Origin of the sequence: Kitasatospora sp. NPDC059973, from assembly GCF_042737525.1 — a bacterium.
In the GTDB taxonomy this organism is placed as follows: domain Bacteria; phylum Actinomycetota; class Actinomycetes; order Streptomycetales; family Streptomycetaceae; genus Kitasatospora.
Genome location: NZ_JBHWUI010000051.1, coordinates 27,353 through 48,812, shown reverse-complemented (window position 1 = coordinate 48,812; position 21,460 = coordinate 27,353). Strand labels below are relative to the sequence as shown.

General features: G+C 76.6%; 16 protein-coding genes and 1 pseudogene. 12 read left to right on the top strand and 5 right to left on the bottom strand.

The features are described from left to right. Positions 1 to 1,866: pseudogene (locus ACFWA9_RS16505) on the top strand (hypothetical protein); the annotation flags it as partial. A gap of 57 nt (positions 1,867 to 1,923) precedes the next feature. Here ACFWA9_RS16505 and ACFWA9_RS16500 read toward each other — a convergent pair. Then, positions 1,924 to 3,135, bottom strand: a complete 1,212-nt coding sequence (locus tag ACFWA9_RS16500) for a carbohydrate-binding protein (protein WP_380387749.1) — start codon at positions 3,133 to 3,135, stop codon at positions 1,924 to 1,926. Positions 3,136 to 3,771: 636 nt separating this feature from the next. Here ACFWA9_RS16500 and ACFWA9_RS16495 point away from each other — a divergent pair. Both ACFWA9_RS16495 and ACFWA9_RS16490 read left to right on the top strand, forming a co-directional pair. Next, the gene (locus tag ACFWA9_RS16495) at positions 3,772 to 5,091 is read left to right on the top strand and encodes a sensor histidine kinase (protein WP_380387737.1); all 1,320 of its coding nucleotides are present in this window, start codon (positions 3,772 to 3,774) and stop codon (positions 5,089 to 5,091) included. Beyond that, positions 5,076 to 5,732: a response regulator transcription factor gene (locus ACFWA9_RS16490; RefSeq protein ID WP_329490319.1), complete on the top strand. Its 657-nt coding sequence runs from the start codon at positions 5,076 to 5,078 to the stop codon at positions 5,730 to 5,732. Before ACFWA9_RS16495 ends, ACFWA9_RS16490 begins: the two co-directional genes overlap by 16 nt. Before the next feature lie 63 nt (positions 5,733 to 5,795). Here the strand turns inward: ACFWA9_RS16490 and ACFWA9_RS16485 are convergent, their stop codons facing one another. Together ACFWA9_RS16485 and ACFWA9_RS16480 are read right to left on the bottom strand one after the other, a co-directional pair. Next, positions 5,796 to 6,905: a glycosyltransferase family 4 protein gene (locus ACFWA9_RS16485; RefSeq protein WP_380387746.1), complete on the bottom strand. Its 1,110-nt coding sequence runs from the start codon at positions 6,903 to 6,905 to the stop codon at positions 5,796 to 5,798. After that, the gene (locus ACFWA9_RS16480; protein ID WP_380387734.1) at positions 6,812 to 8,041 is read right to left on the bottom strand and encodes a glycosyltransferase 87 family protein; all 1,230 of its coding nucleotides are present in this window, start codon (positions 8,039 to 8,041) and stop codon (positions 6,812 to 6,814) included. The genes ACFWA9_RS16485 and ACFWA9_RS16480 overlap by 94 nt, the downstream gene beginning before the upstream one ends. Positions 8,042 to 8,429: 388 nt before the next feature. On the opposite strand from ACFWA9_RS16480, the gene ACFWA9_RS16475 reads away from it, so the two are divergent. From ACFWA9_RS16475 to ACFWA9_RS16445, 7 genes are all read left to right on the top strand, one after another. Beyond that, positions 8,430 to 9,437 (top strand): GNAT family N-acetyltransferase, encoded by a 1,008-nt coding sequence (locus ACFWA9_RS16475; RefSeq protein WP_380387731.1) that lies wholly within the window; start codon positions 8,430 to 8,432, stop codon positions 9,435 to 9,437. Between the two features lie 68 nt (positions 9,438 to 9,505). After that, entirely contained in the window at positions 9,506 to 10,294 is a 789-nt protein-coding gene (locus ACFWA9_RS16470; RefSeq protein WP_380387728.1) for an aminotransferase class IV, read from the top strand. Between the two features lie 238 nt (positions 10,295 to 10,532). Continuing rightward, complete coding sequence (locus ACFWA9_RS16465; RefSeq protein ID WP_329490323.1) at positions 10,533 to 11,327, top strand: ABC transporter ATP-binding protein; 795 nt, start codon at positions 10,533 to 10,535, stop codon at positions 11,325 to 11,327. Next, positions 11,324 to 13,882: an ABC transporter permease gene (locus ACFWA9_RS16460; RefSeq protein WP_380387725.1), complete on the top strand. Its 2,559-nt coding sequence runs from the start codon at positions 11,324 to 11,326 to the stop codon at positions 13,880 to 13,882. The genes ACFWA9_RS16465 and ACFWA9_RS16460 overlap by 4 nt, the downstream gene beginning before the upstream one ends. A gap of 477 nt (positions 13,883 to 14,359) precedes the next feature. After that, complete coding sequence (locus tag ACFWA9_RS16455; protein WP_380387722.1) at positions 14,360 to 14,842, top strand: hypothetical protein; 483 nt, start codon at positions 14,360 to 14,362, stop codon at positions 14,840 to 14,842. Beyond that, complete coding sequence (locus ACFWA9_RS16450; RefSeq protein ID WP_352287595.1) at positions 14,839 to 16,434, top strand: multicopper oxidase family protein; 1,596 nt, start codon at positions 14,839 to 14,841, stop codon at positions 16,432 to 16,434. Before ACFWA9_RS16455 ends, ACFWA9_RS16450 begins: the two co-directional genes overlap by 4 nt. Positions 16,435 to 16,599: 165 nt before the next feature. Further along, the gene (locus tag ACFWA9_RS16445; RefSeq protein WP_352287592.1) at positions 16,600 to 17,961 is read left to right on the top strand and encodes a DUF2252 domain-containing protein; all 1,362 of its coding nucleotides are present in this window, start codon (positions 16,600 to 16,602) and stop codon (positions 17,959 to 17,961) included. A 31-nt stretch (positions 17,962 to 17,992) separates the two neighbouring features. On the opposite strand, the gene ACFWA9_RS16440 is transcribed toward ACFWA9_RS16445, so the two are convergent. Then, positions 17,993 to 18,145, bottom strand: coding sequence for a hypothetical protein (locus tag ACFWA9_RS16440; RefSeq protein ID WP_380387719.1), 153 nt, complete (start codon positions 18,143 to 18,145; stop codon positions 17,993 to 17,995). 317 nt (positions 18,146 to 18,462) lie between these two features. On the opposite strand from ACFWA9_RS16440, the gene ACFWA9_RS16435 reads away from it, so the two are divergent. After that, entirely contained in the window at positions 18,463 to 20,028 is a 1,566-nt protein-coding gene (locus ACFWA9_RS16435; protein WP_380387716.1) for a hypothetical protein, read from the top strand. A gap of 61 nt (positions 20,029 to 20,089) precedes the next feature. Here ACFWA9_RS16435 and ACFWA9_RS16430 read toward each other — a convergent pair whose 3' ends face one another. Next, a complete protein-coding gene (locus ACFWA9_RS16430; RefSeq protein ID WP_380387713.1) occupies positions 20,090 to 20,302 on the bottom strand; it encodes a hypothetical protein in 213 nt (70 codons plus the stop codon). A 166-nt stretch (positions 20,303 to 20,468) separates the two neighbouring features. On the opposite strand from ACFWA9_RS16430, the gene ACFWA9_RS16425 reads away from it, so the two are divergent. Then, on the top strand, positions 20,469 to 21,392 hold the full coding sequence (locus ACFWA9_RS16425; RefSeq protein WP_380387710.1) for a DUF6891 domain-containing protein: 924 nt from the start codon (positions 20,469 to 20,471) through the stop codon (positions 21,390 to 21,392). The last annotated feature ends 68 nt before the right edge of the window (positions 21,393 to 21,460 follow it).

Below are 21,460 nucleotides of genomic sequence, written 5' to 3'. Positions count from 1 at the left end.
CTCGCGCTCGGGGTGCGGGCCGCGAGCGCCCCGGAGCTGTCGGCCGCGCCGGCCACCCCGGCGGCGCCGCCGCGGGCCGCCGAGCCGGAGCCGGCGGACTTCGCCGACCTGGTCGTCCGGGCCCGCGAGCTGCACCTGCTGGGCCACCCGGACGGGGACCGCCTCTGGGAGCGGGTCGCCGAGCGCTTCGGCGCCGCGGACTACCGGCACACCGAGGGCACGGCGGCCGGCAGCGCCGCCCGGCTGCGGGCCGAACTCGCCGAGCAACGGGCCCATACCGCGATCGAGCGGGACGACTGGACGGGCGGCCGGGCGGCGCTGCTGGAGGCGGCCGACCTCTTCGAGCGGGCGGGGCTGGCCGGGCGGGCGCTGGTGGTCCGCACCCGGGCCCTGGTGGTCGAACTCGGCGACGTCGAGGGCGCGACCTCCGACTGGCCCGCCCTGGACGCGGCGCTGGCCGAGGCCGAGGCGCTGCTCGCGGCGCCGCCGGCTGCGGACGCGGCAGCCGCCGGGCCGGCCATCACGAGCGACGACTACCTGATCGTGCTGCAGTGCCGGGCCTTCGCGGCCCACCACGACCTCGTCCGGGCGCTGCCCGAGCCCCCGGCCGGGACGCTGGAGCGCTTCGAGGACGCCGTCGCCGCGTACCGGCGGGAGAGCACCGAGCGGGGCTCGCTCCGGCGCACGGCCACCGCACGCCAGTACGGCGCCGATGTGGCCGCCCGGCAGGGCCGGATCGCCGAGGCGGTGGCCGAACTGCGCGGCGCCCTGGAGCAGTTGGACGCAGCCGAACTGCCCTGGCACACGCCGCGGGTGCTCGGCCTGCTCGGCCAGGTGCTGCTGCAGAACGGCGAGCGGGCCGAGGCCGTCGAGGTCTTCCACCGGGCGCTGGCCGAGGCCACCCGCTGGGCGGACGACTCGTACCCGTTCGGGGCGACGTACATGATGCTCGGTCACGCCTGCGCCCACCTCGGGGACAACGGCGCGGCCGTCCGGGCGCTCTCGCAGGCCGCCGCGCGCTTCGACCGCAAGGGTCCGGCGGGCGCCGAGGAGGCCGCCCAGGTGCGGCTCCAGCTCGCCGACCTGCTGCGGGACGCGGGCCGGGCGGCCGACGCGGTCGCCGTCCTGGAGTCGGTGCTGCTCGACCCGGCCGCGCCCGACCTGGACGAGCGGATGCTCGCGCAGGCCCGGCTGGACCTCGCGCGCGGACTGTTCGCGCTGGAGGAGTTCCGCGACTCGGCGGAGGAGTACCTGCGGCTCGCCGACGAGGTGGCCGGCTGGGAGGAGCAGCACACCCACACCGTGGTCGCCGGCGAGGCCGTCCTCGCGCTGGCCGAGGCGGGCCGCTGGGAGGCCGCCCGGACGGCCCGCGAGCGGGCCCTCGCCTCGCACGCGAAGGCGCCGAGGCCGGACCAGATCGCCGGCATGCTCCGGGATCTCGCCCGGATCACCATGCAGCGGCAGGGCCCCGAGGGGCTGGCCGAGGCGCTGGAGCGGCTGGCCGAGGCGGACGCCGTCCGGGAGGCCGCCGAGCGCGACGGCGAGCCGCACACCCCCTGGTACCTGCACGGCGCCGTCCACTACGAGCGGGCCCGGGTGTACGCGGTGGCCGGGCGGTACGAGGAGGCACTGGCCGAGGCCGAGTCGGCGGTCACCGCCTACGAGGCGGGCGGCGAGCCGGCCGAGACGCCGCGCGCCGAGGCCGTCCGGCTGGCCGGGCTGATCGAGGGCACCGACCTCGGCCGGACGGAGCAGGCCCGGGCCCGTCTCGCCGCCGCCGCCGAGCGCTGCCGGGGCTTCGGACTGCACGAGGCGGCCGGCATCCTGACCGGCCTGCGCGAGCGGATCGGCGCGCAGGAGCGGTGAGGTGACGGTGGGCCCGCCACCGCGGGAGCGGCGGCGGGCCCACCGGGCGGCCCCGCGTCAGCAGGGGCCGTCGTCGGACCAGACGCCCCACTGTCCACTGGCCGACGGGTTCTCGTTCAGCGTCCACCACTTGGCGTGGTACTTGTGGCCGCTGTAGGACACCTTGCTGCCGTTGGTGTACGTCGTGGTGGCGCTCCAGGCCGGGTCGGCGCAGGCCCCCGGCGGGTTGCTGGTCGGGGGCGTGGTCGGCGGGGTGGTGGGCGGCGTGGTCGGGGGCGTGGTCGGCGGGGTGGTGGGCGGCGTGGCGCCGGCGAACCGCACGGTGAACTTGGTGAAGTCCCAGTCGCTCTGCGCCACGCTGGAGCACGAGCCGGACAGCCCCGGGTCGACCGTGCCCGGGCACTGGCGGTCGCGGTTGACGGACCAGTAGGTGTACCGGGCCAGTTTGTGGGCGAGGGCGAAGTCCAGCACGGTCTGGAAGTCCGCCTGCCGGAAGTACTCGGCGGCGTCCGTGCGCCCGTTCATCAGCGAGACGCCCTCGTGCGCGTAGGCCTGGGCCTCGGTCCAGCCGAAGGTGGTCCGGAGGATCCCGTTGAAGGCGACCAGGGCGGCGGTCTGGGCGGCCGCGCCGTTGAAGCCGCCGTCGAACGGCATGATCGAGTAGTTGTCGGGGGTGAAGCCCTGCGCCTTCGCCTCGTTGAGCATCTGCTGCCCGAACCACCCGGTGCCCGCCCCGGTCCCGGCGGTGGTGATCGAGATGTAGAGCCCGGGGTTGTTCTGCTGGAGGATCCGGGCCGCGCCGATCTCGTTGTGGATGGCCGCCGTGTTCTCGTACTCCGGCTCCTCCAGGTCGAAGTCGATCGCCTTCAGCTGGTACTTGGTGATCACCTTCTGGTAGCCGGCGGCGGTGGCCTCCGGGGTTCCGCAGCCCTGGCCGAGCTTGTTGCCGCCGTAGCCGCCGACCGAGACCGAGACGTCCCCACCCTTGGCCCGGACGGTCTGGATCACCGCCGGCATGGTGGTGTCGGTGTCAATCGAGGAGGTGCCGCCCCAGGCGGGGGAACAGCCGCCCTTGTCCAGGATGAACGCCAGCTGGAACGCCTTCTGGCCGGTCGCGTCCATCACCGCCGCGGCGTCCGGCGGGCTGTTGTCCTCGGGCATCAGATAGGGCGCCGAGGCGTACCAGTTGCTGCCGATCCCGGCGGCCGGGGCCGTGACGTCGGCCGCGGCGGCGCCGCCGCCGGCCAGCGCGGCCGCGGCGCCGGCCACCAGGCCGAGCACCCCGGCCACCGCCACCGCGGCCCGGCGGGCCCGGGGGGTGCGGTGCGAGGGCCGGGCCCGCGGTCCGGTCGGTGGGGTGAACTGCTGTGGGGGAAGAGCGCGTTCCATCGGGAACCTCTCCAGGAAACGGCGGGGGAAGGCCCGCCCACGTCGACGTGGGGGAGACGCGGTGGGCGCGACAGCCGTGCCACGGGGGGAGCGTGCGGACGGCCTCCACTGGTATAGACCTGTCTGGAAACCGCCGTCAACCAATGGGACGGTCAAGCCTTCGGCCGGACCCGGGGGTGCTCTCCGGTGTGTCGGTCACGTTTCCCGACAAGAGATCTCGTCCGTAAGCGCGAGGCCGCGCCGTCCGGCTATCGCAGCCTGGAGGAACGAATGCCCGCGGAGCACGCGCACGCGTCCGCGGCCGGCAGCACCGTCGTCCCCGGCGGTCAGGCGGCCCTGCTCGGCGACAACTCCGCCTTCAGCACCGACTTCCGCCTCCGGGGCGCCTCCCGGCCACCAGCATCGTCGGCGTGGTCCTCGACGGCGCCCCCCTGCGCGGCTGACGCGGCCCCGGGGGGGTGCGGGGGTGGACGGGCAGGTCGGGGCGGGTGCGGGGTGGTCGGTTAGGGTGGCCGGATGGGGGCGGACCGGGGGGTGGTGGAGGGGCGGCAGGCCGTCGCGGTCCTGGCGGCGCTGCGGGCGAGCCCGCTGCGTTTCCCGTTCACCTCCACCCCGTGGCGCTGCTGGGGGCACGTGCTCGGGGGTGCGGTGTTCGGGCCGCTGCTGCTGGCCCTGCTCGCCGCCCTGCTGCTGATCGGCACCGGGCTGTCCGTCGTCGGGGTCGGCCTGGTGGTCCTGCTGGGCGTCGCGCTCGCCGGGATCCCGGTCGGCGCGCTGGAGCGCCGCCGGCTGCGGCTGGTGGAGCCGGTGCCCGTGCCCGACCCGCACCGCGCGCTGCCCGGGGTCGGCGGGCGGGCCCGGCTGCGGACCAGGCTGCGTGAGCGCGCCACCTGGCGCGAACTCGGCTACACCGCCCTGTTCGCCCTGGTCCTGAGCGTCGTCGACCTGGCCTTCACGGCCCTGCTGGTGTTCTGCGGCGCGCTGGTCGTCAGCCCGCTGGTGGTCTGGGCGCTGGCCCCCGAGACCGTGATGCTGATCCCCGGCCGGGCCGTCCCCGGTCCCGGCGCCGCGCTCCCCGCGACCGCCGTCGGACTGGCCGGCCTGCTGTTCTGCGGGTACGCGGGCGCGCTGCTGACCGCCGGCCGGGTCCGGCTGGTCCGGTTCCTGCTCGGACCCCGGCCGGAGGGCCTCGGCCGGCAGGTCCTCGAACTCACCCGCTCGCGGGCCCGTCTGGTCGACGCCTTCGAGGCCGAACGCCGGCGGATCGAACGCGATCTGCACGACGGCGCCCAGCAACAGCTCGTCGCCCTCAGCATGACCCTCGGGCTGGCCGCGTACGAGCTGCGCGGGCGGGCGGACGACGACCCGGCGCTCGCGCTGGTCGACCGGGCGCGCGGCGAGGCCCGGCAGGCGCTCGAACAGCTGCGGGACCTCGTCCGGGGCATCCACCCGCAGGTGCTCACCGACCACGGGCTGGCCGCCGCCGTCGCCGAGGTCGCGCTGCGCCACCCGGTGCCGGTCGCGGTGGACATCGACCTGCCGGACCGGCTGCCCGGGCCGGTCGAGACGACGGCCTACTTCACCGTCACCGAGGCGCTCACCAACGCGGCCAAGCACAGCGGGGCCACCGCGGTCACCGTCCACGGCCGGGTCGACGACGGCCGGTTGGTGCTCCAGGTGACGGACGACGGCCGCGGCGGGGCCGACCCGGCCGCCGGGGCGGGGCTGCAGGGCCTCGCCGACCGGATCGCGATTCTGAGAGGGAGGCTGATGGTGACCAGTCCGATCGGCGGGCCGACGCGGCTCCGGGTGGAGGTGCCGTGCTCCGGATCGTGATCGCCGAGGACGCGGTGCTGCTCCGGGCCGGGCTGGTCGAGCTGCTGGCCCGCGGCGGTCACCAGGTGGTGGCCGCTGTCGGCGACGCGGCCGCGCTGGCCGCCGCCGTGGACGCGGACCGCCCCGACCTCGTGCTCACCGACGTCCGGATGCCGCCGGACTTCCACGACGAGGGCCTGCGGGCCGCCCTGGAGCTGCGCGAACGCCACCCGGGCCTGCCCGTGCTGGTGCTCTCCCAGTACGTGGCCACCCCGTACGCCACCCGGTTGCTCGGCGCCGCGGGCGCGCAGCCCGCCGGGCTCGGCTACCTGCTGAAGGACCGGGTCGGCGAGGTGGCGGACTTCCTGGACGCGCTGCGCCGGGTGGCGGCCGGTCAGACGGTGATCGATCCCGAGGTGGTCCGGGTCCTGCTCCGCCAGCAGGCGGCGGACCGGCCACTGGCCCGGCTGACCCCGCGCGAGCGGGAGGTGCTGGCGCTGATGGCGGAGGGGTTGAACAACCAGACCGTCGCCGGGCGGCTGGGCATCACCGAGGCCTCGGTGGTCAAGCACTGCGGGAACATCTTCATGAAGCTCGACCTCGACCCGGCGGAGGGCAACCGCCGGGTGCTGGCGGTGCTGGCGCACCTGCGGGGGGAGTAGGCCCGGGGCGGTCCCCTCCCGGAAGCGGGCGCGGAGCCGCCCGACCCGGCGGGCGGTGCCGCCTCACCCGTGGCGGACGGACCCCTCCGGGGCGGCGGCGTCCGCGCCCGCCGGGCCGGGGCCCGCCGGGTCGAGCAGCTCCGCGAGGCGGCGGGCGGAGGCCTCCCAGGACCACTGCGCCCGGACCCAGCGCCGTCCCGCCGCCCCCATCCGGGCGCGGTCGGCCGCCGGGGCGCCGAGGATCCGGCCGACCGCTTCGGCGACGGCGGCCGGACTCCGGCCGTCGACGACGGCGCCGGTGACCCCGTCGAGGACGGCGTCGGGCGCGCCGCCGGACCGGCCCGCGACCACCGGCAGCCCGGCGGCCGCCGCCTCCAGGAACACGATGCCCAGGCCCTCCGCCTCCAGACCGGCCCGCCGGGTGCGGCACGGCATCGCGAAGACGTCCGCCGCCGCGTAGTAGGCGGGTGTCGCGGCGTGCTCCCGGCCGCCGGCGAAGACCACCGAGCCGGGCTCGGTGTGGTGCCGGGCGAGGGCGCGCAGCCGCCGTTCGTCCGGGCCCCGGCCGACCAGGACCAGGACCGCTCCCGGCACCGTCCGCCGGATCAGCGGGAGGGCCCGGATCAGGGCGTCCTGACCCTTGCGGGGGACCAGTCGGGCCACGCAGAGGATCATCGGCGCGCCGGTGTCCGGGGCGCCCGCCGCGCCCGCGCCCGCCGGCCGGAAGCGCTCCGCGTCCACTCCTGGTACGAGCCGTTCCAGCCGGGCCCGGGGCCCGAGCGCGGGGGCGATCCGCGCCCGGGTGTACTCGCCGAGGTAGGTGACCACGTCGACGTGGTCGCCGATCCGCCGGAGCAGTCGGCGGGCCCCGGGGGTGCGGGCCCACCAGATCTCGTGGCCGTGCGTGGTGGCGACCGTCCGGGCGATCCCGGGGGTCTGCCGCCGGAGCCCGGGCGTCATCGCGGCGAGCGGGGCGGCGGCGCCGAACCAGACGCGGTCGCACCCGTGCGCGCGGGCGATCTCGGCGGCCCGCCGGGTGACCCTGGCGGTCGGCAGCAGCGTCCGGGACCGGTCGCGGATCACCGGGAAGGGGAGGGCCGCGTCGTGCGCGGCGGCGCCGGGCTCGTCCGAGGTGAGGACGACGACCTCGTCGGCGGGCAGACGGGTGGCCAGGGCGTGGACGAAGGTTTCGATGCCGCCCTGCCGGGGCGGGAAGTCATTGGTGACGATGAGTGTGCCGGCCATGGGGTCGGTGCAACCTCGGTTCGGGGATCGGTGAGCGGATCGGTTCGGGGATTGGTGAGGGGAGCGGTGAGCGCGTCGGCGAGGGCGCCGGTGCGGGGAGCGGTGCGGGCCTGCGAGCGGGCCCAGAGGGTGAGCAGGAGCGGTAGCGCCAGGTAGCCGAACCGCCCGGCGGGTGCGAGCAGGAAGGCCACGCAGAGCCCGAGGGCGAGCCGGTCGGCGGCGCCGACGGCGTCCCGGGGCGGGCGCAGCACCAGCGAGGCGGCGACGGCCAGCCCGCCGAGCAGCAGCAGCGTCACCGCGGCGTACCAGCCGGCCGGGCCGAGGTCCGCGAGCAGCCGGCCGGGCAGCGGGCTGCCCGCCGGGGTGGGCAGCGGGCCGCGTCCGGTGGGGAAGGCGAACACCTGGTGGAACATCGGGCCGGGCGAGCGCAGCGCCCCCGGCAGGACGAGGACGGCCGTGCCCGCCAGCGCGACCGCCGTGGCGCGCAGCGCCGCCCGCCGGCCGGCCGTGGCGGCGAGCAGGGCCGCGACGACCGCGACCGCGGGCCAGGCCGTCCACTTGAGCGCGCAGGCCGCGGCGAGCGCCAGCCCGGCGGCGCCGGGGCGGCCCCGGGCGGCCAGGGCGAGGGCCAGGCAGCAGAGGCCGGTCATCGGCAGGTCCACGCCGCTCACACAGAGCGGCAGCGCGACCAGCGGCGAGGCGGTGAGCGCCGCGAGCGCGGGCCGGTGCCGGCGGCCGGCCGCGAACAGGCAGCCCAGGAACGCGGCGGCGCACCAGAGCCGGGCGTCCCCGAGTAGCCGGGCCGGCCACTCCTGTGCGCCCAGCACCGCGCGGGGCAGCCCGAACAGCGCCATGCCGGGCAGGTACGGCGTGTACTCGGAGACCGTGTGCGGATCGGCCAGGTAGGGGGTGCCGTGCCGGAGCAGCAGTTCCGCGGACCGCTCGATGACGGCGACCTCGCTCTGCCCCTGACCGGTCAGCACCAGCCGCAGCAGCGGCAGGGCCAGGGCCCCGAGCAGGGCCACCGCCACGGACCAGGAGCGGGCCCGCCGCCACGGCAGCACGAGTACGGCAACGGCCGCCGCCAGATAGCCCGTTGCGGCGATGGCGCCCCAACTGCGGTGCGGCCCGAGCCCGGAGACGAGCGGGAAGGCCGCCGCCCAGCCGGCTGCGGTCAGCCAGCCGGCGCACCACGGTGCCCGCCGGTCTAACCACCCGGCCCGGTAGGTGAGTTGAGCTCTCCCGGGGCGATGGTGGTCCCGGTCGCGGTGGTCGCGTCTGCCTCGGTGATTCAGCACCCCTTCATTCCAGCGGCGCAGTACGGCCGGGTCATGACGGCCAGGTCGAGACCTGGGGTCGGGTTTTCCCTACCTTCGTCGCCCGCTCCCCTTCGTCCTGACGTTCGGTGACGACGGAAGCACGTTCGGTGGCGAAGCTCGCTATCGTGGTCCCGTGGTGAGGTCGTGGGATGCCGCGGTGGAGCGGGCGCAGGAGCGGTTGGCGGCGGTGCCCCGGCTGCGGACGGTGGACGGCGGGGACGGGCGGCGGTTCGAGCTCTGGGACGTGGCGTCCCGCGCCGAGGGCGAGCTGGGCGAGCGGGTGGACCCGGACGCCCTGACCCCGGAGGCCGAGCGCGGGCTGCGCGAGCGGCTCGGCGAGAGCGGCCGGGAGTGGCCCGACGGCGGGCTCTACCGCCGCCGCTACTGGGTGCACGGCCCGGACGGCCGGGGCGGTCCGCCGGTCGGCACGGTGGCGGTCGACAACTGGACCAGGGGGCCGGGCCAACTGGCCGTCTCCTCGCTCTACCTGCGCCCCGGCGCGCGCGGCCGCGGCCACGCCGCCGCCGTGCTCGACGAGGTGTACCGGGCGGCCGCGGCCGAGGGGATGCCCGGCTACCGCCTGGACGCGCACTGGACCTGGCAGCACGCCGTCCGCTACTACCTGCGGCGCGGACTCTGGGTGGTCTCCTGGAAGCACGCCCTCGGCCTCGCCCGGATGCCGCAGCTGCCGTCCTACCGGGTGCGCGAGGAGGACGACCGGCTGCTCCTGCTGGTCTCCGACGCCCGCCACGGCTGGGTGCCGCTGCTCGCCGCCGGGCGGGAGGGCCGGTGGCTGCGCTTGGACGAGACGGCCGCCTACCGGCAGAGCGACGGGTGGGTGCACGACTTCGCCCGCTCGACGCTCGCCCTGCACCTCGCGCTGGCGGGCCGGCCGCTGGTGCGCGGTCCGCAGTGGTGGGCGGAGGCCTGGCGCTGGTCCGACACCGGCGAGCCGGAGGGCCTCGCGTACAAGATCGAGCACTTCGAGCGGCTCGCGCGCGACGCCGGCCGGCGCGTCGTCTCCCCCTACCGGCCGGAGGGCGCCGGGCCGGAGCGGCCAGTCCTGCGGGAGTCGGACCGGGCCCCGCAGGTGCCCGGCCCGGCCGGCCGGCTGCCGAGTACCGCCCCGCAGGGGCCGTGACGGCGCCGCCACCACCGTTCGCGGACGGCCGCGCACACCGGCGGCCGGACGGCTGGGAGACTCGGGGGATGGCTGAGATCGAGATCGACGGCGCGTCTGCCGACCCCGGGCAGCTCGCCGCCCTGGGGCTGCTGAACTACGGGCACTTCACCACCCTGCGGGTGGAGTCCGGCCGGGTGCGCGGCCTGGCCCTGCACCTGGACCGCCTGGTCCGGGACTGCCGGACGGTGTTCGGCGCCGAGCTGGACCGGGAGCTGGTCCGGCAGCGGATCCGCCGGGTGCTCCCGGCGGACGGCGCTCCGGCGATCGTCCGGGTCACCGTGTTCGATCCGGCCCTCGGGCTGGAGCGCCCGGCCGCGCCCGCCCTGCCCCGGCTGCTGGTGACCACCCGCCCGGCCCCGGCCGCGGCCCCCGGTCCGCTGCGGGTGCGCACCGCCGCGTACCGGCGCGAGCTGCCCGAGGTGAAGCACGTCGGCCTGTTCGGTCTGGTCGGACTGCGCCGGCAGGCCCAACTCGACGGCTACGACGATGCCTTGCTGACGGGGGAGGGCGGCCGGATCACCGAGGGGGCCACCTGGAACGTCGGCTTCCACGACGGCCGGCAGGTGGTCTGGCCGGAAGGCCCCGCGCTGCCCGGCGTCACCGCCGCGCTGCTCGCCGCCGCGCACCCCGGCCCGCAGCGGCGCGAGCACGTCGACCCGGCCGGCCTGGACCGGTTCGTGGCGGCCTTCGCGGTCAACGCGGGTGTCGGCGTCCGGCCGATCGCCGCGATCGACGGGACGGCGTTCGACCCCGCCCACCCCGTCCTCGCGCCGCTGTGCGCGGCGTACCGGCGGATCGAGGGCGACCTGCTCTGAGCCGGCCCCCACCGGTCCGGTCGAGGCGCTCCTCCGGTCCCGAGAGTTCCGTCGGTCCGTAGGACTCCGACGAGCCCCGAAAGAACTCCGGGGCTGCGGGCCGGGGGCAAGGCGGAGGAACGGGGTGGGGATAACCCCCCGGTCCGTCCGCCAGCGGCCTCCATGGTTCGGAACACCCGCCCTTCCTAGGCTGGAACACGTCGACGAGCAGCGACGATTCCCGAAGGAAGGCCCCTCCATGGCACGCCGCCAGCACCCCCAGACCGAGCCGTACGGCCGCCCCGGCGCCCACGCAGCGATCGAGCTGCGGGCGGTACGGCGCAGCTACGGCCGCGGCGGCGACGTCGTGCACGCCCTGCGCGGGATCGACCTGTCGCTGGACCGGGGCAGCTTCACCGCGGTGATGGGGCCGTCCGGCTCCGGCAAGAGCACCTTCCTGCAGTGCGCGGCCGGCCTGGACCGCCCGGACGGCGGCGAGGTCTACCTCGGCGGCGAGGAGATCACCCGGCTGAGCGAGAACCGGCTCACCAAGCTGCGCCGCAGCCGGATCGGCTTCATCTTCCAGTCCTTCAACCTGCTGCCCTCGCTGACGGTCCAGCAGAACGTGCTGCTCCCGCAGCGCCTCGCCGGTGAGCGCCAGGACCGCGCCCGGGCCCGGGAGTTGCTCGCCCAGGTCGGTCTCGGCGAGCACGCCGGCCGGCGGCCCGGCCAGCTCTCCGGCGGCCAGCAGCAGCGGGTGGCGATCGCCCGCGCGCTGATCACCGACCCGGACGTGGTCTTCGCCGACGAGCCGACCGGCGCGCTGGACACCCGCACCGCGCACGAGGTGCTCGGCCTGCTGCGCCGCGCCGTGGACACCATGGGCGCGACCGTGGTCATGGTCACCCACGACCCGGTGGCGGCCTCCTTCGCGGACCGCGCCGTGTTCCTCGCCGACGGCGCGTTCGCCGGCGAGCTGTACCACCCGGACCCGAACGCCGTCGCCGACCGCATGGTCACGCTGGCGGCGCGCCCGGTCGGAGCGGCGGCATGAGCAACGGACTCGCGCGCGCCTCGGTGCGCTTCCGGCCGGCCTCCTTCGTCGGCACCTTCCTGGCCCTGCTGCTCGGCGCGGCCATCGTGACGGCCTGCGGCACGCTGCTGCAGACCGGCCTCACCGCGAGCGTGCCGCCGAGCCGCTACGCCGCCGCCCCGGTGCTGGTCGCGCCGGACGCGGCCGTCGAGATCACCGTCAAGACCGGCGGGGACGAGGACGTCGAGAGCCTGCCCGTCCCCGAGCGGGCCCGGGTCGACGCGGCGCTGGCCGGGCGGATCGCGGCCCAGCCCGGTGTCGCGGCCGCCCGGCCGGACACCGCCTTCCCGATCCCGGCCGGCTCCGCCCCCGGCGTGCCCGGTCTGACCGGCCGGGGCATCGCCGCCCTCGGCATCGCCGGAGCGGGCGAGAAGCTGGTCGAGGGCCGTGCGCCCGGCGCGGGCGAGGTCGTCCTGGACGTCGACACCGCGCACGCCGCCCACCTCGCGCCGGGCGCCACCCTCGCGCTGACCGGGCCCGGTGGCGCCGGCACCTACCGGATCTCCGGCCTCGCCGCCTCCCCGGGGGCGGGCCCGCAGCATCCGGCCGCCACCGCGTGGTTCGCCGACCAGGTCGCCGACCGGATCTCCGGCCACCCGGGCCGGGTCGACGCGATCGCCGTCGTCCCCCGCGACGGCGTCACCGCCAAGGCCCTCGCCGCCCAGGTCCGCCAGGCCGTCGGCGGCGACGCCGAGGTGCTCACCGGCGACGCCCGCGGCGCCGTCGAGCAGCCGCTGCTCGCCGAGAGCCGGACCATGCTCACCGCCCTCGGCGGCTCCTTCGGCGGCATCGCCACCATGACCGCGGTGTTCGTCGTGATGAGCACCGTCGCCCTGGCGACCGGCCAGCGGGCCCGGGAGTTCGCCCTGCTGCGCGCCATCGGCGCCACCCCGCGCCAGATCCGCCGCACCATCGCCACCGAGGCGGTGCTGGTGGCACCGATCGCCGGCGCCCTCGGCATCCTCCCCGGCCTCGCGCTGGCCCGCTGGTGGTTCGGCGAGCTGGCCGACCGCGGCGCCGTCCCGGCGGCCGTGCCGCTGGACGTCGGGCCGATCCCGATGCTCGCCGCCGTGGCGACCTGCACGATCGCCGCGCTGACCGCCGGCTTCTTCGCCTCCCGCCGCCCGTCCCGGCTGCGGCCCAGCCAGGCCCTCGGCGCGGCGGCGGTCGAGGCCGGCCGCCCCGGCACGGTCCGGACCGTGGTCGGGCTGCTCTTCGCCGCCGGGGGTGTCTCGCTCGCCGCCGTCGCGGCCGGCCTGGACGGCTCGAAGGCCGCCAACACCGCCCTGGGCGTGGTGATGTGCTTCCTGATGGCCGTCGCCCTGCTCGGTCCCTGGGTGGCCGGGGTCGCCGCCGGGGTGTTCGGTCTCCCGCTGCGGGCCGGGGCCGGCGCGCCCGGTTCCCTCGCCGTCGACAACACCCGGGCCAACGCCCGCCGGCTGGCCTCCGCGATCACGCCGATCGTCATGGTCACCGCCTTCTGCGGCACCCTGCTCTTCATGCAGAGCACCATCACCCACGTCACCGGCGAGCAGGTGCGCACCGGCATCACCGCCGACCACGTGGTCGGCTCGACCGGCCCCGGCCTGCCCGCCGGCAGCGCCGACCGCGCCGCCAAGGTGCCCGGCGTGGACGCCGCCGTCGGCGTGCTGCGCACCAGCACGGTGTACCGCGACGGCAGCGTGCTCGGCACCGCCAACACGCTCGGCATCAGCGGCGACCCGGCGAAGCTCCCCGCGGTGCTCGACCTCGGGGTGAAGAGCGGCTCGCTGGCCGAGCTCGCCCGTTCGGCCGACACCGTCGCCCTGGACGCCGGTCTGGCCGACGCCCTCGGCGTCACGGTCGGCGACCGCGCCCCGCTCTGGCTCGGCGACGGCACCCCGGTCAAGCCCACCGTGGTCGCCACCTACGAGCGCGGCCTCGGCTTCGGCCAGGTGCTGCTGCCCCGGGCGGCCGTCGCGGAGCACGTCACCGCCGGCTACGACAGCCAGCTGCTGGTCGCGGACGCCCCCGGTGCCGACCGGGCCGCCGTGGCCGCCGCACTGGGCAACCTCTCCGGCGCCGGCGCGACCACCGTCGCCGACCGGGCCGGCTTCGTCGCCCAGGCCGACAAGGCGCAGGAGATCGGCGCCTGGGCGAACGCGGTGATGGCCGGTGTGCTGGGCGGCTTCGCCGCCGTCACCGCCGCCAACACCCTGGCGATGACGGTGCTGGACCGCCGCCGGGAGGTGGCGCTGCTCCGCCTGGCCGGGACGACCCGCCGTCAGGTGCGCGGCATGATGCGCTGGGAGGCGCTGCTGGTCGCCGCGACCGGGCTGGCGGTCGGTGCGGTGATCGCCTGGGTCACCCTGCTGCCGATCACCCGGGGCATCACCGGCTCGGCGCCGCACATCCCGGTCGGCCTCGCGCTGCCGCTGGCCGCCGGAGCGGTGCTGCTCTGCCTCGGCTCGACCGGCCTGCCGGCCCGCCTCCTGCTGCGGGACCACCCGGTCGCGGCGGGCGGCGGCCGGCAGTAGCGGGGACCCCTGGGGGCTCCTGACGGCGGGACGGGCGGTGCGCGCGGGCGGCGCACCGCCCGTTCGGGTGGGCCGGGGGGTGGGGGTGTGGGCCTCGGGGTGGCGGGACGGGCGGTGCGCGCGGGTGGCGTACCGCCCGTTCGGGTGAGGGCTCCGGCCCAGGCGGGCGCAACGGGGTGGTGATCGACCTGCCCCCGGTTCGGCGCCACGGATCCGGGAGCCCGGTCGGTTACGGTGTCGGCCGCGCCGTCCGGGGCCGAGCCGCCTCCGGAGGCGTTTCCCGTTCCCCCTCCGCCCAGGCCCACCGGGCCGCTTCCCGTACCGGTTCCGCAGACGTTCCCTCCGCAGCCGTTCCCGCCGTCGTCGTTCCCGCCGTCGTCTCCTTCCGCAGTCAATCCTCCCGCCGTCGTTCCGCAGCCCCTTCGCACCCTTCCGCACCGGTTCCCGCCTCACGGCCGAGCAGAGAGAAGCCCACCCATGAGCAGTCCTCCCGTGGCCCCCGCGCCCCGTCGGCCGCTGATCCTGCTGCGGGCGAGCGCCACCGCGCTGGCCGCGCTGGCCGTCCTGCAGACCGCGCTGGCCGGCAGCTACCTCAACGGCCACTACGAGTCGCTCGCGCTGCACGAGGCCGCCGCGCGGGCGGTGCTCGTCGCGGCGTGCTGCCAGCTCGTGGCCGGGGCGCTGGTCCGCCGGCCCGGCCGTGACCGGCGCGGCCCGCGCGGGCCGCTGTGGCTCGCGCTGCTCCTGGTGGCGACGGTGACCCTGCAGACCGCCGTCGGCTACAACCGCGCGATCGGGGTGCACGTGGTGCTCGGGGTGCTGCTGGTCGGCGGCATCCTGGCCGGCCTGGCCGGCGCCTGGCGGCTGCCGCTGCCGGCCCGCGCCGGCGCCACCGCGGCCGACCCCGAGGGCGCCGGCCGGCTGCCCCGCCCGGGCGGACCGGTGGAGGTCGCCCAGTGAACCGCCGCCGGTTCCTGGGCATCGGCGCGGCCGTGGTCGGCACCGGCGGGATCGGCGCGTTCGCCCTCCCCTCGGCCACCCGGCTGCTGGCCGAGGCCCGGCCGGGCCGGCTGCTGCTCAGCGCGATGGAGCCGCCCGCCCCGTTCCAGGTGCCGCTCCCGGTGCCGCCCGTACTGAAACCGGTCCGCACCGACGGCACCACCGACTACTACGAGATCACCCAGCGGAGCGCGCGGCTGGAGATCCTGCCCGGCCTGCGGACCGAGGCCTGGACGTACGGCGGCAGCTTCCCCGGCCCGACCTTCGCCGTGCGGGCCGGGCGGCAGAGCGTGGTCCGCCACCGCAACGAGCTGCCGGTGCCCTCGGTGGTCCACCTGCACGGCGGCCACACCCCGGCGGACAGCGACGGCTACCCGACCGACCTGCTGCTACCGGTCGGTGGCGGCGGTGCCCGGGGCGCCCAGGACATGGCCGGGATGGCGGGCATGCCGGGGATGGCGCACCACCCGGCCGACCCGGCCGCCGCCCGGACCGCCGACGGAGAGCGCACCTACACCTATCCGAACCACCAGCGCGCGGCCACGCTCTGGTACCACGACCACCGGATGGGCTTCACCGGCCCCGCCGTCTGGCGCGGCCTGGCCGGCTTCCACCTCGTCCACGACGACGAGGAGGACGCGCTGCCGCTGCCGCGCGGCGAACGCGACGTCCCGCTGATGCTCGCCGACCGCTCCTTCGCCGAGGACGGCTCCTTCCAGTACCCGGCCACCGATGCCGCGCTGGCCGTCCCCGGCGTCACCGACGACTACATGAACGGCGTCCTCGGCGACGTCATCCTGGTCAACGGCGCCCCCTGGCCCCGGCTCGCGGTGGACCGCGCCCGCTACCGGCTGCGCGTGCTGAACGCCTCCAACGCCCGCCTCTACCGCCTCGAACTCGACCCGCAGCCCTCCGGCGGCGACGCGCTGGTGCAGATCGGCGGCGACGGCGGCCTGCTGGAGGCCCCGCTGGCGCACGACGCGCTGGAGATCGCCCCGGCCGAACGCTTCGACCTGGTGGTCGACTTCGCCCGCTACCCGCCGGGGACGTCGGTCCGCCTGATGAACCGGTTCGGCACCGACCGGGACGCCGAGGTGATGGTGTTCGACGTGTCCTCGCGGACCGTCACCGACGACTCGGCCGTGCCCGAGCGGCTCTGCACCCTCGAACGGCTCGATCCGGCCGCGGCCGTGACCACCCGGACCTTCGGCTTCCGCCGCAGCCGCAACGACGGCTGGACGATCAACAACCAGCCCTACCAGCCGGGCCGTTCGCTGGCCCGGCCCGCCCTCGGCACCGTCGAGAAGTGGCGCTTCTTCACCGACGTCCACCACCCCGTCCATCTGCACCTGGACCCCTTCCAGGTGCTCTCGCGCAACGGCGCCGAACCCGGCCGCTACGACGCCGGCTGGAAGGACACCGTGGACCTGCGGCCGGCCGAGTCGGTGGAGATCCTGGTCCGCTTCACGGACTACCCGGGGACGTACATGCTGCACTGCCACAACCTGGAGCACGAGGACATGGCGATGATGGCGGACTTCGTCGTGGAGTAGCGCGCCGGCCGGGCCGGTGGCCACCGCTCCGTCCCCTCACCCGTTCGGCCGCGCGCCGGCGGGCGGCCGTCCCGCCCGCCGGCGCCTCGACGTGCCGGGCCCCCGCGGTTGACCTAGCGTCGCGGGAGGGGCACCGGCCCTGCCGTCCGACCGAGGAGCGCGCGCATGACCAGTCCCGCCGAACGCCGCCGGCGCGGCCGGGCCGCCCGCGAACGGGTCTCGCGCTCGGCCCACGGCCGCTGGATCCCCGCGGCCGACCGGCCCGACCCGATCGCCGTGCTGGAGCGGCAGGGGGCGGACCGGGTCGCCGAGCTGCTGCCGATCCGCTACGGCCGGATGGCCGATTCGGCCTTCGCCTTCCTGCGCGGCGCGGCCGCCGTGCTGGCCGCCGACCTCGCGGCCGTCCCCGACACCGGCATCACCGTCCAGCTCTGCGGTGACGCCCACCTGGCGAACTTCGGCATGTACGCCTCGCCGGAGCGGGCGCTGCTCTTCGGCCTGAACGACTTCGACGAGACCTATCCCGGCCCGTTCGAGTGGGACGTCAAACGGCTCGCCGCGAGCGCCGCCGTCGCGGCCCGCGACAACGGCAACGACGAGGCGCACGTCCGCCGGGCCGCGCTGACCGCCGCGCTCGGCTACGCCACCGCGATGCGGCGGCTGGCGGCGATGGGCGAACTCGACGTCTGGTACGCCCGGATCGACACCGAGGACCTCCTCCCGCTGATCAGCAGGTCCAAGCGCCGCAAGCGGGTCGAGGCCGGTATGGCGCACGCCCGGCGCCGCACCAGCCTGCAGGCCTTCGGCAAGCTCACCGAGGAACGGGACGGCCAGCGCCACATCATCAGCGAGCCGCCCCTGATCCAGCCGCTGACGAAGAACGAGTTCGGTGCCGTCGGGCAGATCTTCAGCGACTACCGGGCCACCCTCAGCGAGGACCGCCGCGTCCTGCTCGACCGGTTCCAGTTCGTCGACGCGGCGCGCAAGGTGGTCGGCGTCGGCAGTGTCGGGACCCGCTGCTACATCATCCTGCTGGAGGGGCGCGACGCCCGGGACCCGCTCTTCCTCCAGGTCAAGGAGGCCACCCGGTCGGTCCTGGAGGACCACCTGCCCGCCGGCAGCCGGGTCGGCGCCGAGGTGACCGGTACCCACGGCGGCCGCCGGGTGGTGGTCGGCCAGCACCTGATGCAGGCCGTCAGCGACATCTTCCTCGGCTGGACCACCGGCCCGGCCGGCCGCCACTACTACGGGCGCCAACTGCGGGACATGAAGGGCTCGGTGGAGATCGCCGACATGACGAGGTCCGGTCTGCGGGACTACGCGGACCTCTGCGGCCGCGCGCTGGCCCGCGCCCACGCCCGCTCCGGCGACCGGCTCGCCATCGCGGGCTACCTGGGCTCGTCGGACACCTTCGCGGAGGCGATCGCCGACTTCGCCGTCAGCTACGCCGACCGGACCGAGGCCGACCACGCCGCCCTGCTGTCCGCGATCGACGACCGGGTGATCACGGCGAAGCGGGGGATCTGACCCGGGCCGCCCGGGCCTCCGGGCAGGACTGTCAGGCCAGTTCGGGCAGCAGTGCGGTGAGCCGTCGCAGCTGGTCGCGCTGGTCGGCGACGTCGAGCGCGCCCGGGCGGACGACGACAGGGCGGGCCCCCGCGTCCCGGTACCGGGCGAGGCCGGCCACGACGTCCTCCGGCGGGCCGGTCACGACCGCCGCAGTGGGCGCCGGCGGCCGGGCGACGGGCTCGGGCGCCACCCGGTCGGCGGGGGTGCGGACCCCGCCGGTCGACGGGTTGGCGGGGGGCTGAGGCCCGCCGAAGGTCGGGGTCGGCGTGTCTCCGTGGCGTCAACTGGTCTCTCCAGCTGCTGAGTTGGCGGCCGTTCCGGGCGCCGGTGGGGCATGTGCATGACTTCGACAAGGTGATTCCTCGTCAGTAACATGGCGGCGCGGCCGTGCGAGCCGCCTCCCTGCCTCCACTGATCACGGGCGGTCGTGTCCTCGTCCGCCGCTCCGAAAGAGTCCTGTTGAAGAGTTCCCTCGGCATGGCGGTCCGCCCTGCCCTCGTCTCACTGGTGCTGCTCGGTGTCGCCGCGTGCGGGCCGACCTCGGGTGACCGGCCGGGCTCCGCGACGGCCGCGGCGACCGGCGGTGCCCCGGTCGCCGCCCCGGCCTCCGGTGCCGGCCACCCGGTCGCCGCCGTCACCCCGACCGGTTCGCCGCAGGCCCGGGCCGCCACCCCGGCCGGCGCGCCCACCGCCTCCGGGCGTCCCGCCGCCACCACCCTGCCGGTGGCGGCGGCGCAACCGGGCGCGCAGCAGGCCGCCGTCGGTGTGCCCGGTGCGGACGGCGCGGCCGTCTCCCCGGCCGCCCGGAACCTCCAGCTCACCGCGTACGACCCGGCCGCCGGTACGGCGGTCCTGGCGGCCGTGGGGCCGTCGGCACCCTCGGCGGGTCCGTCGGCGAGCGCGTCCGCCGGTTCGTCCGCGGGCCCGTCCGCGAGCCCGTTCGCGAGCTCCTCGCCGGGGTCGACGGCCGCGGTCGAGGCCGTCCGGCCCGGTCAGCTGATCGCCAGCCCGCCGACCGCCGCCGCGCCGCAGGGCGCCCTGGTCGCCGTCACGGCCGTCCGTTCGGCGAGCGGCGGGTCGGTCTCCCTGGCGACCCGGCCCGCGACACTGACCGAACTGCTCGGTGGGGCCGAGGCGGACGGCAAGGTGGCCGTCGACCCCCAGGCGATCAAGGTGACGCCCCTGGTCAAGGACGTCAAGGCGACCGTCGGCCGGGAGAGCGGCACCACCACGGCCGACGCGTCCGGCACGCTGGAGGTCGACGTCAAGGCGCCGATCCCGCTCCCGGAGGGGCTGAGCGCCGACGCCTCCGGCTCCCTCCAGCTCCACCCCGCCGTGCACTTCGCGTACCACGGTGCCGGCGTGGGCAGTCCGCGCACCGCGTCGATCGGCTTCGACCTGGGCGCCCACGCCCAGTGGAAGGTCACCGGTGACTTCGCCCGAGACACCGGCGCCGCTCCGATCCGGGTGCCCTTCGCCAAGCTCCAGGCCAGCCCGGTCATCACGGTGGCCGGCCTGCCGGTCGTGGTGAACCTCGGGCTCACCTGCTACCTGGAGGTCAGCGCCGACGGCCAGGTCCACCTGGAGGCCGAACAGGAGGTCACCGGTACCTGGGCGGTGCACGCCGACTACGCCGGCGGGCGCGGCTGGACCTCGTCCACCGACGCCGCCGACACCAAGGTCTCCCCGGTCCACGTGCGGCTGACCGGCAAGGCGGCCGCCCGGGCCGCGCTGGGCGCCGAGGTGAGCGTCGGCCTGTACGACACCGTCGGCGTCGAGGCCACCGTGGCCCCGTACCTGCGGGCCCGGGCCGACGGCTCGCTCACCGTGGACGTCCCGGGCGGCGCGCCCCAACTCCAGGGCAGCTGGGCCCTGCTGGGCGGGGTCGACCTGAACGGCGCGCTGCTCGCCCATCTGAAGGTCTTCGGCACCCCGATCATCGAGGGCAAGCTCCCGCTGCCGCCGTTCCACCGCGAGTGGCCGCTGGTGTCCGGTGCGCTCCCCTCGCCGGCCCCGAAGGGCTGACTCGTCGTCCGTACCGCGGACCCCGGGCCGAATCGGCCCGGGGTCCGCGGCGTGCGAGGGGTCAGGCGCCGTCGTCGTCCTCCGTCGCGGCCTCCTTCCCGGCGCCCGCGGGCGCGATGCCGCTGAAGTTGTTGGCGGGCAGGAGGTAGTCGAAGCTGCCCGAGGAGGTGTGCGCACCGCCGGCGGGGCAGACGCCGTTGGTCGGGTTCCCGTTGAACCAGAGGCCGAAGCACTTGCCGCAGTACCGCCAGTTGGACTGTCCGAGGATGGCCACGGAGCTTCCTTTCCGGACGACTTCCCCGGGTCGGGGGAGGAGCGTCCCGTGGGGGGCATGCGTCCATGGTTCGGTGCCCGGAGTCCCGGACACATGAGGCAGGTGTCCCCTGTGCGGCAGGGACCTCCCGGACGACGTGTCAGTGGGCTGTGCGACAGTGGCCCGCATGCTGGCGATCGAGGTGCAGACGGAGAACGGGGAGCGGCACCTTCGGGTGACCGCCGAGGCGCTGGCCGCGCTGGTGCGCCGGATCGGCGGGCCGGGCGACCGCTTCCTGGTGGTGGAGCGGATTGCCGGCCCCGCCGAGGTGTTCGTCCAGGTCTGGCGCGAGGCCGGTGGCGACTACACCCTGGAGCACCGCGAGGGCTCGAACGACCGCCATTTCCGGGTGCTGCTCGACGACCCCGGTCCGGTGATCGCCGCGATGACGGGCTGGGCCCGCCGGGCGGACGGCTGGGACGCCGGCCTGGCCTGGCGGCGGCTCGACCTGACACCGGCGCCCGAGACGCCGGCGCCGCCGCTGGAGCTGCCCGACGACGACCGCAGGCAGCTGGAGGACCGCCTCCGCCAGAGCCTGGCCGGCGGTTACGCGACCCGGGCCGAACTCGCCGAACTGGCGGAGGACTACCTGGTCAAGGGTGACCGGCGACCGGTCTCGCCCGCGCAGGCCCGGGCGCTGGTCGACCGGATGTGGCGCGAGCGGGCCGAGGAGCAGGCCGGCTGGGAGGGCGAGACGGACGCCGACCGGCTCACCCGTGCCTTCGCGGCACTGGAGGCGGCCGGCATCACGGCCCGCGAGAACTTCACCTGCTGCCACTCCTGCGGACAGGCCGAGATCGCCGGCGCGGGCTCGCCGGACGCCCGGGGCTTCCTCTACTTCCACTCCCAGAGCACCGACGCGGCCGCCGCCGGCCACGGGCTGTCGCTGTACTACGGGGGCTTCGACGACTCGGCGGAGACCACCGCCGCCGTCGGCCGTGAGGTGGTGGCCGCCCTGGCGGTGGCCGGCCTGCCGGCGGACTGGGACGGCGACCCGGCCAGTGCCGTCGAGGTGCGGCCGCTGGACTGGCGCCGGCGGCTCGTCGGCTGAGCGCGCGCACCCGCTCCTCGGGACCGGCCGGATGACGCCCGTCCCCGGGCCCGGCACGTGGACATCCG